Source organism: Paenibacillus psychroresistens (assembly GCF_009728935.1).
GTDB lineage: Bacteria > Bacillota > Bacilli > Paenibacillales > NBRC-103111 > Paenibacillus_AC > Paenibacillus_AC psychroresistens.
Map to the genome: position 1 here is coordinate 3,797,392 of NZ_CP034235.1, position 16,051 is coordinate 3,813,442.

General features: G+C 37.6%; 18 protein-coding genes and 1 tRNA gene. 16 read left to right on the forward strand and 3 right to left on the reverse strand.

The genetic code is table 11. From position 1 onward, the window contains the following. The first annotated feature begins 110 nt into the window (after positions 1-110). Entirely contained in the window at positions 111-653 is a 543-nt protein-coding gene (locus EHS13_RS17180; protein WP_155701531.1) for a hypothetical protein, read from the forward strand. Between the two features lie 10 nt (positions 654-663). Here EHS13_RS17180 and EHS13_RS17185 read toward each other — a convergent pair whose 3' ends face one another. After that, positions 664-1,554, reverse strand: coding sequence for a DMT family transporter (locus EHS13_RS17185; protein ID WP_155701532.1), 891 nt, complete (start codon positions 1,552-1,554; stop codon positions 664-666). A gap of 184 nt (positions 1,555-1,738) precedes the next feature. Between EHS13_RS17185 and EHS13_RS17190 the strand changes: the two genes are divergently transcribed. Next, the gene (locus tag EHS13_RS17190; protein ID WP_155701534.1) at positions 1,739-4,528 is read left to right on the forward strand and encodes a transglycosylase domain-containing protein; all 2,790 of its coding nucleotides are present in this window, start codon (positions 1,739-1,741) and stop codon (positions 4,526-4,528) included. A 62-nt stretch (positions 4,529-4,590) separates the two neighbouring features. Here EHS13_RS17190 and EHS13_RS17195 read toward each other — a convergent pair whose 3' ends face one another. After that, positions 4,591-4,995, reverse strand: a complete 405-nt coding sequence (locus tag EHS13_RS17195) for a CBS domain-containing protein (RefSeq protein WP_155701536.1) — start codon at positions 4,993-4,995, stop codon at positions 4,591-4,593. Between the two features lie 260 nt (positions 4,996-5,255). Here EHS13_RS17195 and EHS13_RS17200 point away from each other — a divergent pair, with 260 nt between their 5' ends. Next, on the forward strand, positions 5,256-6,236 hold the full coding sequence (locus tag EHS13_RS17200; protein ID WP_155701538.1) for a glucosaminidase domain-containing protein: 981 nt from the start codon (positions 5,256-5,258) through the stop codon (positions 6,234-6,236). A gap of 60 nt (positions 6,237-6,296) precedes the next feature. After that, positions 6,297-6,842 (forward strand): GNAT family N-acetyltransferase, encoded by a 546-nt coding sequence (locus tag EHS13_RS17205; protein ID WP_155701539.1) that lies wholly within the window; start codon positions 6,297-6,299, stop codon positions 6,840-6,842. A gap of 2 nt (positions 6,843-6,844) precedes the next feature. Here the strand turns inward: EHS13_RS17205 and EHS13_RS17210 are convergent, their stop codons facing one another. Continuing rightward, positions 6,845-7,162 (reverse strand): hypothetical protein, encoded by a 318-nt coding sequence (locus tag EHS13_RS17210; protein WP_155701541.1) that lies wholly within the window; start codon positions 7,160-7,162, stop codon positions 6,845-6,847. 139 nt (positions 7,163-7,301) lie between these two features. Between EHS13_RS17210 and EHS13_RS17215 the strand changes: the two genes are divergently transcribed. From EHS13_RS17215 to EHS13_RS17270, 12 genes are all read left to right on the forward strand, one after another. Continuing rightward, positions 7,302-7,372 (forward strand) — tRNA-Gln (locus EHS13_RS17215). A gap of 284 nt (positions 7,373-7,656) precedes the next feature. Beyond that, complete coding sequence (locus tag EHS13_RS17220) at positions 7,657-8,655, forward strand: P-loop NTPase family protein (RefSeq protein ID WP_155701543.1); 999 nt, start codon at positions 7,657-7,659, stop codon at positions 8,653-8,655. Positions 8,656-8,691: 36 nt separating this feature from the next. Next, on the forward strand, positions 8,692-9,669 hold the full coding sequence (locus EHS13_RS17225) for a hypothetical protein (protein ID WP_155701545.1): 978 nt from the start codon (positions 8,692-8,694) through the stop codon (positions 9,667-9,669). A 71-nt stretch (positions 9,670-9,740) separates the two neighbouring features. Next, positions 9,741-10,877, forward strand: coding sequence for a nucleotidyltransferase domain-containing protein (locus EHS13_RS17230; protein ID WP_155701547.1), 1,137 nt, complete (start codon positions 9,741-9,743; stop codon positions 10,875-10,877). Continuing rightward, entirely contained in the window at positions 10,867-11,274 is a 408-nt protein-coding gene (locus EHS13_RS17235) for a GNAT family N-acetyltransferase (RefSeq protein WP_155701548.1), read from the forward strand. The genes EHS13_RS17230 and EHS13_RS17235 overlap by 11 nt, the downstream gene beginning before the upstream one ends. A 152-nt stretch (positions 11,275-11,426) precedes the next feature. Next, positions 11,427-12,197 carry a class I SAM-dependent methyltransferase gene (locus tag EHS13_RS17240; RefSeq protein WP_155701550.1) on the forward strand — a complete coding sequence of 257 codons (771 nt, stop codon included), beginning with the start codon at positions 11,427-11,429 and terminating at the stop codon, positions 12,195-12,197. Between the two features lie 98 nt (positions 12,198-12,295). Beyond that, complete coding sequence (locus EHS13_RS17245; RefSeq protein ID WP_155701551.1) at positions 12,296-13,756, forward strand: HAMP domain-containing sensor histidine kinase; 1,461 nt, start codon at positions 12,296-12,298, stop codon at positions 13,754-13,756. 52 nt (positions 13,757-13,808) lie between these two features. Continuing rightward, a complete protein-coding gene (locus EHS13_RS17250; protein WP_155701553.1) occupies positions 13,809-14,309 on the forward strand; it encodes a hypothetical protein in 501 nt (166 codons plus the stop codon). A 71-nt stretch (positions 14,310-14,380) separates the two neighbouring features. Then, positions 14,381-14,527, forward strand: coding sequence for a hypothetical protein (locus EHS13_RS17255; RefSeq protein ID WP_155701554.1), 147 nt, complete (start codon positions 14,381-14,383; stop codon positions 14,525-14,527). 33 nt (positions 14,528-14,560) lie between these two features. Continuing rightward, positions 14,561-15,085 (forward strand): YfiT family bacillithiol transferase, encoded by a 525-nt coding sequence (locus EHS13_RS17260; protein ID WP_155701556.1) that lies wholly within the window; start codon positions 14,561-14,563, stop codon positions 15,083-15,085. Positions 15,086-15,115: 30 nt separating this feature from the next. Beyond that, on the forward strand, positions 15,116-15,550 hold the full coding sequence (locus EHS13_RS17265) for an NUDIX domain-containing protein (RefSeq protein WP_155701558.1): 435 nt from the start codon (positions 15,116-15,118) through the stop codon (positions 15,548-15,550). Continuing rightward, a complete protein-coding gene (locus tag EHS13_RS17270; RefSeq protein ID WP_155701559.1) occupies positions 15,547-16,026 on the forward strand; it encodes a GNAT family N-acetyltransferase in 480 nt (159 codons plus the stop codon). Before EHS13_RS17265 ends, EHS13_RS17270 begins: the two co-directional genes overlap by 4 nt. Positions 16,027-16,051: the final 25 nt, after the last annotated feature.

Here is a 16,051-nt window from a genome sequence, read left to right on the forward strand (position 1 = left end):
AGTTCCCCTTATCAGGATGGCTTCATGCATGTTAACAGATAATAAAGTATAATTATTGGGGTAAAGGAAAAACATGAAGTGGCTATTACTAAGTGACTAGGAGAATCGAAATGAAAAAACAGCCCAGCCGAATACAGGTACCATTTGGATTTGAAATTGACAATAAGCAGAAAGGTCTGCATGGCTGTATGTGGGCATATGGCAGTTTTGAAGCATTCACCCTTGAGCAGCTTCAACGAATTATGGACTTGGCACATCGGATGGAAATGAAAAAGCTGGTCTTATACCCGCTGCATGAGGAAACGCTGAAGAGAGTAGGCGAGACGGCTGTGGCTTTTTATCGGAGAGCTGACGGACTGGAGGAGCTGTTGGAGCAGATGGATATTACGGTGGATACCGTTATTGAACGCTGGGAAGGGCGCCGTAAAAAGTATACACCGATGGATACTTCTTTTAGATTTTTAGAGGAAAAGTTTAAAGGTCCTTATTTCGTTTATGTGACGCTAGATATGGCTAATAAGCTCGCTGCATTTAATGATTTCGATATCTGGATTAAAAAGCTGCGGTTGTGTGTGGATATGACATCTGCAACGACTTCCAAGCTGCATCCTAAGCTAGAGAGCACAACACATCGTTGGGATGCCGTGACATAAAGAGATTTAATTACGAACTGACTGTTTTAACCTTGAACCTTTTATTCGATAGAGCTACGCCTGTTAGAATTAAGAGGCCGCCAGCAATTTGGGCATTGCGAATCGGATCTCCAAGTACAAAGAAAGCAACTACAATCGCCACGAATGGCGGAATATTCATAAACATGGAGCTTGTTGATGCACCTACCACTGAAATACCCTCGTTCCACCAGAATCCTGCCAATCCTTGCCCAATTACAGCAACACCAATTAGTAAAATCCACGAAAGTGTCTGAACACTGTAGTGAAGATTCCCTTGAGCAAATTCAATTATCGCTGCTGGTGTCATAAAAATGGTTCCGATCACAGTTGCATATATAGTCACATCGAAAGAGCTTAAAGAGACCGTTAATTTACGAATGAAAAGCAGACTGATCGATAATGTAAGCATTGCAAGCAGGATAAAAACGTCACCCGTGGAGATCCCAAAGCTTTTACTGCCATAAAGCACAATAAATCCAACACCTGATAAAGCGATAGAAGCTCCAATGAGCTTAAACCAAGTTATATTTTCTTTGAGAAAAATACGCGCGAGAAAGGTAGTTGCAATGGGGGATAAAGCAATGATTAGCGCAGCATTACCCGCGATAGAATGCATCAATCCTTTAAAATAAAACAGTTGATTTAATAGAGTTCCGAATACTCCGGCAAAACAGAGTAAAATCCATTGCTGCATTGTCGGCCTTTTAAGATTGCCTTTTATTAATGCTACACTTATTAGAAAAAGTGAAGTTACGAGAAGACGCGAAAAGGATAGGAAGATAGGTGAAAAATCTCTAAGCAGATAAGCACTAGCCACATAATTACAGCCCCATAACAAAGAAACGATTAATAATTTGAGCATAATAAGTCTTTCTGACATGATACATATCCTCCTGAGGGCATTTAGCTATAATATGACTAAGCAATTATATGAAGTTGCAAACGTTTACGTCAAGGACTGAAAAATATTAATTACAGGGTACCCCCTTAAAAACGATTGGAGCAGAGAAGTCTATAATAATTCTTGTGTTTCAAAATTTACTGTTTTTTTCTGGAGGTACAACATGAGCAACATTCAACAAAAACTCATACATACATATAAAACCATTTTGCTTTTTATAAATAAAAGAAAAGTGAGAACGATAACCAAGCGAATAGCTCTAACCCTTCTTCTGTGCGGATGTCTTGGATTTGGATTGATATATGGCTATGTAACTTCTTTAACTAAAGATGAACCGATTCGATCCAATGATGGCATTGTAAAAGCTATCGAGGATAATGATATTAATGGCTTTGTGTATTTTAGTGATCATACGGAGGTTGGAAAGCTTCTGTCAGGTGAAGACCATATGCTCACCACTCTGAGTGATATTCCGCAACAGGTTATTGATGCTACTATAGCGGTAGAAGATCAAAGCTTCTATACTCATAATGGTTTTAACATAAAAGGGACATTGCGAGCAGTTAAGCAACAAATCGGTGACGAAGAAGTCCAAACAGGTGGGAGCACGATTACCCAGCAGCTTTCACGCCGGGTTTTTCTCAGCTTGGATCAAACCTATGAAAGAAAAGCGGCGGAAATCCTCTTATCCATTCGTATGGAAAGAATTTTGTCCAAGGATCAAATATTATTAGCATACTTAACTAAAATTTATTACGGTAAAGGCTCAGATGGCAATAATTTATATGGGATTAAATCAGCTGCCAAAGGGATATTTAATGTAGATGACTTACATAATCTCAATACAGCGCAATCCGCCTATCTAGCAGGATTACCTCAGCAGCCGAATGCTTTTTCAGCTTTTGATAGTCAAGGCAAGCAGAATCTAACAGCATTCAGCGGCGCGATAAAACGTCAAAAGCTAGTGCTGCAAAAAATGCTGGAGCAAAAAAAAATCACGCCAGAGCAATTCAAACTAGCCGACGAGTATAATATAAAAGCAGTATTGGCCAAGACTAAAGCTAAAACCTATTCCACTTATCCTTATTTAATGACAGAGGTAGAACAAAAGGCAACTGAAATATTAGTGAAAGCAGATCACCCGAATCTTAAAAAGACGGATAAGGATTATCAAAAATCGTGGGATGAGGCTAGAAATAATCTAATCAACAAAGGTTATAAAATAACAACTACCATTAATCCAATTATTTATGCGGAAATGAATAAGATTACTAGCAATAAGGCCAATTTTACAAGCAATGATCCAGAGAAAGGCGTTGAGCAAGTTGGCGCTATTATGATTGATAATCGGACAAGCGCGATTCTCGGAATGATCGAAGGAAGAGATTTCAAGCAAGAGCAAATAAACCATGCTACACAGATGGTCAGACAACCGGGATCAGCTATGAAGCCGATAGCAGCCTATTTACCAGCTTTGGACGCCGGCTTAATACAACCTGCAAGCATAATTGACGATGTGCCAATTGTATTAGCAGATAGTGGTGGCAAAGCGCATCTACCTGAGAATTGGGATGGTAAATTCCACGGGCTAATTACGGCTAGAGAAGCTCTAAAATGGTCTTATAATATTCCGGCATTAAAGCTGTTTAACGATAAGGTTGGAATACCGACAGCTTGGGCGTTTGCCAAAAAAGTAGGGATAACGACAATTACGGCTCAAGATGCACAAGCCAAAACAGGTGTAATTGGCGGGTTAACTTATGGTGTTTCTGTACAGGAGCTAACCAATGCATACACCTCGATTGGGAATCAAGGGAGTTATAATGACAGCTATTTGATTTCTAGAATCGAAAATGCGTTGGGAGAGGTTATTTATGAGCATCAGCTAGAACCCAAGACTGTTTTCTCCAAACAAACTGCTTTTTTAATGACAGACATGATGAAAACGGTTGTCAAATCGGGTACAGCCGCAGATATGAAAAATTATTACGAGCATTATAAACAAACTCCGTTCGTTGGTAAAACGGGCTCCACTCAAGAGGATGCAGATGCATGGTTTATTGGTTATACCCCGGATGTAACGGTTGGGGTTTGGGCAGGATATGATCAATCCAAATTCAAATTAACTACTAAGCATTGCTCGGAGACTGCTGGCTGTGGCACTACAAGAGCGAAGAAAATTTGGGCATTAATCATGGATGCAACTGCAGATAAACAACCCAAGCTATTGGCTACAGAAGAGTTTATTAAGCCAGAGGAAATTGTTTCCAAGACAGTATCCAGATATACAGGAAAACTGCCAACAGCTGAGATTCTGGCTAGAGATGATGTGGTAACTGATTTGTTTAATCTCAAATATGTTCCAACAGAAACAGATGATGCAGCAGGTATGACTAAATATATTGCTTATAATGGCAAAAACTATAGAGCAAATCCGGCAACACCTGCGGATATGGTTGGAGAACGCTTTATGGTGAAAAGAGAAAAGCCTATTTCCGAAATCTTAAATGAGGTTCGAGCTGGATTAAAGCTGGTTCCAGAGGATCAAAGAAACTCACTTGCCCATTACACGCCGTTGGATGCTGAATTAGATGGGCCAGTTGAAATAGATCCACGGGTTGAAGATGGCAAAGTTCCAAGCACGCCAAATGGAATCAATCTACAAAATACAGACGAAGCTGTAGTTGTATCATTTGCAATGAATCCAGAGCAGGATGTCGTAGGATATCGCTTATTTGGCTCCAATGATGGAGTGACATTCTCAGCAATTCAAGTAAAACCAATTTCAACTCAAGATCAAGCGCAGTTTACTGTTACTGGAGATCAAAAGAATTATTATATGTACGTGCTATCTGCTGTAGATATAGCTGGCAATGAATCTCAAAAAAGCGAGATTAAGTTTAATGAAAATAAATCGGTTGAGGACTGGTTTTCAGAGTATTTTCATAGGTGAGGAATTTGTATTGAATCAAGAAGGCCCATGCAATTGCGCATGGGCCTTCTTGATATAATTTATTAATCTGTAATGCTTTTCATGTAATATTCAATGATATCTTTACGACGAATAATTCCAATGAAAATACCGGCATCATCTACTACAGGAACAAAGTTCTGATCTGCGGCTAATGCGAGCATATCGTCCATTTGCGCATTAATCGAGACAGATTCATTATGGATATGTTTCTTAATCTCACTTACGGGCACTTGCTGAAGATTAGCAAAGTCTAGCTCAGGTGTACTCTTTAATTTCCACAACAAGTCACCTTCTGATAATGTACCTACATATTTCCCTTCGTCATCAACGATAGGTAGTGCGGTATAATATCGGCCTTCCAATTGTTCTATCGCATCAAGCATGGAACATGAAGAGGTTAAAAAGGCTACTTTTTCTTTGGGTAATAGAAAAGAGGAAATTTTCATAGTTGTTCTCCTTTACTCTGAAATTTTCTATCTACAATTTCTATTGTACCATTAAAACATAGAATTCTGATAATGACATTGATAACCATCCCAATAACTTACATTTCCTACGATTACGACAAATTGTCTCTTAATAATCACTGACCGTTTGACAAGCTTCTCAGTTATACTTAGGTACAATCTATTTAGGTACTGGAAGAATGAGCAAAGTTATGTTCATTAGTTGATTCTAGTAAATCCTAAATAGCGAGGTGCAATAGATGAGTAATAGGCTTAAACAGCAATTGATTACTTACTTCTTGAGCTTGACCTTCATTCTAACCATGGGAAATAGCTTCGAAATTAGGCATAATCCGTACATAGTTGCTGCACCTGAGCCAATTGTAAAAGCTAACGTCGATATTATTAGATCAGAGTATAAGCCATTAACCTATTCACAACCCACAATTAAACTTACTTCTATCAATTATTCAGAGAAGAAAACAGAAGAGTCACAGAAATTTGTCCAAGCTATCCAGAAGATTGCAAGTAAGGAGCTAACGCAAATAGAGAAAACCCTGAATGAATATGAAGTGACTTCTGAGCACTTAAACATTCGTTCAAAAGCCAATGCAGCATCAAAGATACTTAGCGTCATTAACAAAGGGGAGTTAATTGAGGTAATTAATGCCGCTAAGAATGGGTGGCTTGCACTTAAACAAGGTGGGTACGTCAATGGCAAATATACTAAGCTAAAGATCGAAAATGTTAAAAAAATCGCTCAAGTGAAGACATTGTCTTTACAATCCTCGGTAGTGAAAGACATTGCTAAACCAACCTCCAATGTAAAATCCGATTCCGGACTTCGGGAAGCCAATATTGAAGAAATTTTGAAAGGGACCTCTTTAGCTGGCCATGATCTAGAAAAAGCTATCCTTGAGATAGAAGAGGAATTTGGGATTAATGCTTACTTTACCATTGCCGTAATGAAGCTTGAGAGCGGCAATGGAAAAAGTAGAATAGCTAAAAATAAGAATAATTTATTTGGGTTAAACGCATTAGACGGTGATGTGTACAATAAGGCATTCAGCTTTAAAACAAAAGGGGACAGTGTGCGGAAATTTGGTCAGCTCATCTCAAAAAATTATATAAATAAGGGATACACAACCGTTGAAAAAGTATCGAAGAAATACTGCCAAGCCAATCCAAAATGGTCGGGTGCTGTTAAAGCGATCATGAAAAGCGATTATAGCAAGCTATAGGTTATGTATTATTGAATTAAATAGGGTATTATAAGGGGGCAGAGGCAGGTGGAATAGACTTTGGAATATAAGACCATTACCGAATGGGATGAACTCATTTGGAAAAAAACTGAAGGCATATATCAGCAGGCATTCCCTAAAGAAGGCAGAAAAAGTCGGACTAATATAAGGCGTATGTTTGAGCGGAAAATGTGCCATTTGCACCTAGCCATCGATAATAACGAGGTAATCGCAATGGCTCTTACAGCCATGGATGAACAGGCTTTAGTATTAATTATTGATTACATTGCTATTAGGGAAGACCTTCGCAGTAAAGGGCACGGCAAATTACTAATAAATTATATTAAAGAGTGGGCAGAAACAACAAAAAGTCGGGGTATAATTGTCGAGGTTGAAGCGGAATCTAATCCAGAGAATACAAATCGTATTCGTTTTTGGCAAGCCTATGGATTCCGTCTCACTGAATATGTCCATCAGTATATATGGGTTCCGGAACCTTACCAAGCTATGTACTTGAACATGGACAAAGCCAATGGTCTGCCTGAAGGCGGGGAGAAGCTTTTTCAATATATAAACCAATATCACAAAAAAGCTTATAATAAATAATGCTACTCAATAGAAGGTGCTTCGATTCTAAAACGCTTCAATTGCTCCCACATGCCTTCCTTATGCAGAATTTCCTGTTGTTTGGGACCCATGAGATCAAAATGGGGGAAGGGCTGCCGGTTATGAATATATTTTGGATTCAATCCATGGGTCACACACCATAAAGTCAAACGTTCGAGATTAGAACAGCCTACCTTTGTAACTGTATGGAATTGAGGGAAACGCTTATCCAACCAAAAGTGGGTTAAGAAGCTAATTTCTTCTCTTTCTACAGCTTCTTTCCATTGGTTAAGCTCTTTTCTGCTGATACCAAACGCCATTTTATGTCACGCCATCCTCATAATTAATTTTTCAATAGTCATATTATAGCAAGGATAAAGTTCAAATGCAGTACTTAAAGAGAATGGGTTCCATCTGAAAGTAAAATGTGTTAGAATAAAAAAGCATTATTAACCTTATAGGGAATTAGCAAAGTGGTAATGCTCGGGACTCTGACTCCCGCACCGGTGGTTCGATCCCATCATTCCCTGTTAATCCATCAAATGGACGTTCTCTTAGAGAGCGTCTTTTTGTTTTCATATTTTATTACAAAAAAAGACCTACAACTTATCAGAGTTGCAGGTCTCTTTTCCAATGCTATATTAATAAAAGGGGGTACTTATAGAATACCCAAACAAGCTTAAATCAACCTTAAGAAACAGTGACAAACTCATGACGATTTTAAAACAAATTTTAGCTGCGATACAACTTTTACAAGATCTGGGAGTATAAATTGACAAAATGAAATAGATTGGAAAATAATGAAAGGGGAAATATGAAAAACTGCAAATTAATCTTAATTGAAGGTATCCCAGGATCAGGTAAATCAACGACTGCACAGTATATATCAAAAGTGCTGAGAACCAATAATATCTTACATAAATGGTGGTATGAAGAAGAGAAAGAACACCCCATTTACATTTACGAGGATCATGAATCGATGCAGCAGGTTGTGACGAACCTAGCCAATGGAAATTATCGAGAGGTCATTGATTTAGCTCTTGAACAATGGGCAAGATTTAGTTCAGCCATTCAAGCCTCTGACGAAATCATTATTGTAGACAGCAGCCTTTTTGGCTATTTAACTTGGAGTTTGTTTCCTTACAATGTGCCTATTGACGAAATAAAAGAATATGCCTTGAAGGTTGAGGCGCTTATTAGCGGGTGCAATCCACATTTAATTTATCTCTATCAAAATGATATTCATGCTGCACTTACGAAAATCTGTGAACGAAGAAGCGGCGATACGGAGAAGAATTTTACAAATGCGGCAACTGGTTCTGTCTATGGTTTATCTAGGGGGTTGTCTGGATTTGATGGATTAACTGCTTATTGGCAGGATTATCGCGTGCTCACGGATGATCTGTTTAAAGAATTAAGTATGTCGAGAATATCCATAAACAATTCTGATGGTAATTGGCCTCTATATAATAGTGAGATTTTGAAATTCCTCTATATTAATCTAGATAAGTTTGAGAGATTTGGAAATTATGATGCTCAAAGATTTGTAGGAACCTATCAGTCTAAAGATATGGATCAGCATGTTAGTTTGATAGTTAATAAAGAGGGAAAGCTGGTTGCTGATGGGCTACCGCATGTCTGGACAAAAACTATTTTAATCCCACGTTCTTCTAATATATTCGATGTGCAATCATTACCGTTTCAGGTTGCTTTTGAGGAAGACAATTTACAGAACTTGCGGATGCATCTTACGGGTTCTGCATTATTTGATGGGCCTGTTGATTACATGCTTATAAGGAATAAAGGAAATTGATTTCAAATAAATCTAGATCCATATGGAGGTAACACAATGAAACTTACTAAACCTAATTGTATCGGAAGCGATATTAGCAATTTGTCCTCTTTTTGTTTTTGCTTATTCCATGTTCTGCCCTACATAAATCAAGCTAAATATACATATGAAGAAATCATGGGTTACACCGGACATGCCTTTCACATCAACGTAAGAGTGGAAGCGATAGATAAATGGGGACCAACGATGTACGACTGGGATGGGGTGATCCCAAGGGGCTTACATAATCTAGGCTTAATTTCAAAAGATATCGCCTATTCCGGTTATCATATGGAAGTGCCAAATGTATTGAATAATTCGATCGCTCTAATACGCCAATCTATTGATAAGGGAGTTCCGCTAATTATGTGGGAGCCGCTTGGACCTGAATTTGGGATAATCTATGGATACAATGATGAAAGCCAGAGTTTATATGTTATTGATGCAGCTATAGAAGGGGAAATACCGTTTGACCGAATAGGACGGGGGGATGATACCCCTGAGTTTTATGTGCTTTCAATAGATGAAGTCATTAACAGGAGTCCAAACGATAGAATTATGGGCACACTTGATTTAATTCTTAAGTATGGGTTGACTGATGCTCATGATACTTGGGAGTTCTCTACTGGTTTGCCGGCATACGATGCTTGGATTATCGCATTTAATAATAAAAAAATTGATTTCTATGGCAATTCATTTAACATTCAGGTACTTAAAAATGCACGTGAATCTGCAATTGGATTTTTAAACAAATTTAAGAATGAGTTTATTAAAGAAGAGGAAATTGAATTAATTAATCAATCAAAGAATTCTTTGATCGAAGCAGTAAAGCTAATTAACGAACTTGAGCTATTGTTTCCATATCCAACTGGAGGAAACCCACGGGAAGATTTGATTAGAGACAAAGCTATTCAATTGCTTAATGACATTAAAGAAAAGGAAAAAAGTGCGCTTCTCTATCTAAAGATATTAAGAGACAATAAAATATGCCTATAGCTATAATTTCCCAACAAAATTCTTCTAGACTCTGATATTATGACTTTGTGACACATGAAGGAGGAAATAAATTGTTAAACGTTTTTGATGTTTCCGAAACACTAGTCAACCATATCAAATCTAATTATCCCAATGAAATTGCCATTATTGCTTATTACGGGTCCTATGCACAAGGAACAGCATCAAAGCGGTCTGACTTGGACTTCTTTTTTATTCCAGCTACGCCTGAAGGCTATGAAGTCAGTATCCAGTTTATATTGAATGACATAAGCTTTGATTTTTGGCCAATTGGCTGGGAACGTGCTGAGAAAATGGCTTCTTTTGAAGATCCCTTTACGACAATTATCGCAGATTGCCAGCTATTATATAATCGTTCAGACGAAGACCTAGCTCGATTTATGAAGCTGCGTGATTCTATAACAACAATGCGTGAGCCTAGTCATGGACAAGTGCTCTTGGAGAAAGCCGAAACACAATTGAACGAAGCTTATTTGCATTTATATAAAATGAGTCGTGAGAACGCTGCGGTGAATATAAATTTCTATCGTACGGAAGCAAATGCAGTTTTGACGAAAGTACTTCAAAGTCTAGCGCTATTAAATCAAACTTATTTCACCAAAGGCTGGGGCAAAAATATAGCGCAAATTTTACAATATCCACTGAAACCAACTTGTTTGAAGCAGCTTCTTGAAGTTATTATGAGTACCAGAAGCTCTGAAGAGATTAGATTAGCTTGTGAGGAATTGACAGATGAGACGCTCGCATTAATTTTGAAGAAAAAAGAGTCCTATCTAGGCACAGCTTATTATGCCGATCGGTTGAAAGGGTGCTACGAAGAGACAAAGGGAACATTTGACAAGATCATAACAGCATGCGAGAGTAACGATTATCATACAGCATTCTTTGCTTCGATTGGAATCCAGGATGAAATCGCCCGGTTGCTATTTTTTGCTGAAACAGGGAGCTGGCCAATTAAGTTGGAATGTAATTTAACTTATCAGGATTTATATTTCCAGTTAGGATTTCCTGATCTAATTACGTTTGTTGATCCTCATGACTTAACAAAACTTCAAGCTGCTGTGGAACGACTCAGTTCTCTTTTTGAAAGTCACCTCATATCCCAAGGTGTAAAAATTAATAGATTTCAGAGTTTAGTGGAATTTAAACTATTTCTTGAAAATGTAGGTGGGAGTCTGAATGAAAATTGAGTTTGCAGTGGAAACGGACTACGATTATATTTTCGAAAATGATAAACACATATTAGAAAGCTTAATTTCAGCAAAAATTAAGGCAAAAGAAATTTACATCCTTCGAAACCGAGAGGGTGTATATATCGGTTGGATGCGGTTTGGGTATTTTTGGGATAAAACGCCTTTTATGAACATGATCTGGATCAATGAAGAATATAGAAGTAAAGGTATTGGGAAACGAATTGTACTCTTCTGGGAATATGAAATGAAGCTCAAGGGTTGTAAAATGCTCATGACCTCCACTTTAGCTAATGAAGAAGCGCAGCATTTCTATAGAAAATTAGGCTATAAAGATTCAGGATGTCTATTGCTGGATAAAGAGCCTTTAGAAATCATTTTTACTAAAGAGATCTAATAAAACTTTGAATTTAAAAAACAAATCTTATAGAAGGATATATTGTATGCACCTTTATAGGGATTGATTATAAAGTGAATAGATTTTATATATTTCATAAATAAATAACGTTATGCAACAATAACCCTAACACTAATAAAGGGGGAAGTAAGATGAGTTCGATTCATAAATGGCAGCCGGAATTATACGACAACAAATTAGGATTTGTTTCACAATTCGGCAAAGGTGTAGTGGAGCTGCTTAATCCTCAATCGGGAGAAAGAATTCTTGATTTGGGCTGTGGGACGGGTGATTTGAGTTCAGAGATTTCCAAATGTGGAGCAAAGGTAGTGGGGATGGATTTATCAGCTACTATGATTGAGCAGGCAAAAAGAAAATATCCAGACATTGATTTCGTTATTGGAAATGCTGAAGAGTTTGAGTTCAAGCATTCTTTTGACGCTGTATTCTCTAATGCTTCGTTACATTGGATAAAGAATGCAGCTAAAGTCATTTCCTGTGTTAAGAATGCCTTAGCAAAAGATGGACGTTTTGTTGTGGAATTTGGCGGGAAAGGCAATGTGGAGAAAATTGTAGAAGCCATTTCTAAAATTTTAGCTCGAGATTATGGAATCGATGCTAGTGCGTTTAACCCATGGTACTTCCCAAGTATTGGTGAATATAGTAATTTGCTAGAACAGATGGGCTTCAGAGTGACTTATGCTGTACACTTTGATCGGTCAACTAAGCTGGAAGATGGCGAGAATGGACTCAATATTTGGCTAGCAGGTCTAGCAGCAGATGAATTTTTTAAAGGTTTCAGCGAAAGCGAAAGAACTGATATTTTTAATAAAGTATCGGATCTAGCAAAAAAGGATCTATTTATAGACGGTATTTGGTATGCGGATTATAAAAGATTAAGAATTGTAGCATGGAACGAGTAAGAATAATTAATTGTACAGTCCTCCAAATAATTTATCCTACGTTCATTTTGTTTTAATTATCGAAGTGGATAATAAAGGAAAAAGTATGCGGAGGATTTATGACAATTCGCCTGAGATTGACTTTGTTATATTCAGGGATACTTGGTCTAGTTTTATTGCTATTCGGTGCGCTCCTATATAATATTTTACATTTCTATATCTACAAAGAACTGGAACACTCCCTTAAGGAACAAACGGCTGATCTTCAGGAAAATGTTAATTATAAGTTTAGAATTAATTCTACGGGTTGGAGTTTATCCATAAAGCTCGACGATTTTGATACCTTGCAATCAGGGATGTATTTGCAGCTTATTAACTTTACGAGTGGTGAGATTGCAAAGTCAATTAACTTAAATGGAGTTGATTTGCCCTTTTCCACGGAGGGCCATGATCCCAATAAGGGTTACTTTGTAACTGCAAATATTCATAATTCACCATTTTATATTTACAATGATTCGTTGATTATTAATGGAACTGAAGTTGGCATCCTACAGGCTGCTTACAATATTAGTGTGATCAGCTTGTTTTTTTCGATTTTAAAATTAGTGCTCGTCGTGTTATCTGTTTTTGTAGTTTCGATCGCTTCTTATTTGGGATGGTTAGTTTCAAAAAGAGCGTTAAAACCGATTTACAGCTTAATCCGTGAAACGGAACTAATTCAAAATAGCGATGATTTAGCGAGAAGAATTCACTACGATAACAAACATGATGAAGTTGGCCTTTTAAGTAAGACGATGAATGGTATGCTTGAACGTATACAGATGATGTATGCAGTATTAGATGGTTCATATATTACACAGCGCCGTTTTGTAGCTGATGCTTCTCATGAGCTAAGAACTCCACTCACAACTATAAATGGAAATGCAGAATTTCTTAAAAAGATATGGGGAACTTACCTCCACAATCCTAGCCTGATTGAACTAAAAGAAATTGAAATATCTGTAGAGGCTATTCATGACATAACAGATGAAGCAATGAAGATGGGCAAATTGGTTAATGATCTCTTGATTCTAGCCCGAACAGATGCTGGGCTGCAGATAGTAAGAACTGAGATTGAATTGAAACCAATTGTTGAGGCTGTAGTAAGAAAGCTGCAGTTAATTCCAAAGCTGATTGAATGGAAGATGGAGAATCTTGAGATGCTGGATAATCTTCAAGTTATGGGGGATAAGGATTATCTACAACAGCTGATTTTCATTATTCTCGATAATGCGTTTAAGTTCACCGAAAATGGCTTAGTTGAGCTTAGAGTATTCAAATTGGCTGATAGAGTGGGATTAATGATTCGAGATACCGGTATTGGGATGGATCCTAACGAAATTCCCCATATATTTGAAAGATTTTATAGAGCCGACTCCTCAAGGGGGATTACTCCAGGGACAGGACTAGGATTATCTATTGCAAAATGGATCTTGGATGAGCATCAAGGAACTGTTGAGGTTGTTAGTGAAAAAGGGATTGGAACTTCGATTAGTATATATCTGCCGATATTAAATCCAGAATCTAATAAATTGGATTAAGCTGGTAACATTTAACTATTCAGCTTCGTTAAAGAGATGAGGAGTGATAGAAATGAAAAGAATTTCGCTAAGCTTAACTATATTTGGTCTAGTATTATTAATTCTTTCTGGGTGTAAGGAAGAGGTAATGGGTGATCAAGAAACAGCTAAACAATACGTTGAGAAGCTGGGATATAAAATTACTTCCACTAATGAGCAAGTTTATAAATACATAATAGAAAAGGGGACCATGGAAGATACATTGAACCAGCAGATATGGGGAGTGCAGCAGATAGAACCCGATAAATATTTTGGCAAGGATATATCCATGTATGGGTTCACAGTTTCAAATCATCCGTTAGAAAAATTATATAACTTAAAGACCACTGTATCCATCATGCTTTGCGATGGCAAAGTGATAGGTGGGACATCCTTCCCTGCTGGTAAAGGAGAACAGAGATTACTTGGAGCCGCATATACATTAGACGGTAAAACTTTAGAGGAAGCAACCGGGTTAACTTATAAAGAATGGAAAGAGAAATGGCATAAGAAATACGGGAACGCTTCAACTTAGCTATATATTCTCAAAAGATTAATAGTTACTGTGTTATCCTAATATAAAAAGGACTGAAAGGAGTCTAATTCATGGAAATTACGAAGGCACTAATCATTACCGGCCATCAGAAGAGCGAGGAGGCTGGTATGTTAACAGTCGTAGAGATTGTTCTTGAGGCATTCCCAGAGCTTCAAGTAGAATTCATCTGGAGTCCACTCGCAGTAAAGTACATTTGATAGTAACTTTATAAACAATGGGGAGATGAGAAAATGGAACAGTTGCGCTATCCAATAGGTCGATTCCAACACCAGCAGCAACCAACACAAGAACAACTTAATCAATGGATTATTGAAATCTCAGAAATGCCAAGGGTCCTTAGACTAGTCGTGCAAAATTTAACTTTGGAGCAATTGCAGACACCTTATCGACTGGGTGGCTGGACTATTCAGCAGGTGGTCCACCATATAGAAGATAACGATATGAATGCTTTTATTCGTTTCAAGAGGGCATTAACCGAAGACAATCCTATATCAGGCTCTTATCATGAGAATTTATGGGCTGAACTCAGTGATTATTTAATTGCTCCGATTGAGCCGTCCTTAATACTTCTCGAAGCTCTTCATAGCAGATTTGTAATCCTGTTAAATTCTTTGCACGCATCTGACTTTCAGAAGACATTTACAAGTCCAACTCATGGCAATATGACTCTTGAAGTGGCGACTCATCGATATGCTTGGCATAACCGGCATCATATTGCACAAATTACTTCACTAATCGAACGATCAGGCTGGTAAACAGAGTAAATAAATGAAGCGAGGGAGTATATGGAGAGTGATTATGTTTATAAAGTTACCGCTTATATAACGCGATTTAATAAGGGAAATCAGCAATTATTAGTCTTTAAGGAAAAAGACTATGAGCATCTCGGTTTTCAAGTTCCTGGTGGAACTGTAGAGAAAAATGAAGATTTACAGGCTGCAATAATTAGAGAGATTAAGGAAGAAGCGGGCATCAACGAGGTGTCAAACGTTAAATATCTTGGAGAATTTACATACAACATGGAGAAGCCTGACCGCATTATTAAACGTTATTATTATCAAATGCAAGCGGATAGCCCTGAGTATTTTACACATATCGTACAAAGCGATGATGAGGATAATGGTTGGATTTATGAATATTCCTGGTTAGATTTAAAAGAAAAACCAACTCTATTTAACCATTTAGGTGTCCACTTAGATAAAGTTTCTAACCATCTATGATAACAATAAAACCTTTGGTACAATCGGATTTTGAATTTTTAATGGACATGCATTATGAATCTATTCACATTCTGGAGGACAAGCCTCCCAAACAAGAGCTACTGAATGCACCAAATATAAAAAAATACAGCGATGGATGGGGGAGAACAGGAGATAGGGCTTTAATTGCGTGGAGTGGCGAGATACCGGTTGGTGCTGTCTGGTATAGATTATTTAACGAAACTAATAAAGGGTATGGATTTGTTGATAATGAAACTCCAGAGCTGGGTATCGCTATAAGATCAGATTACGTAAAGCAAGGAATTGGAACCGCATTAATGAAAGGGATCATGCAAAAGGCTGAGTTGGAAGGTTATAATGCACTTTCTTTAAGTGTTGATCCAGACAATCTGCTGGCGGTTCGATTATATGAAAAGCTTGGCTTTGTGTTTTGTGGGATCTCGGGGACTTCATGGACCATGAAAGTAACTCTTTAAATAAAACGGCAGCTCGAATGGAAGC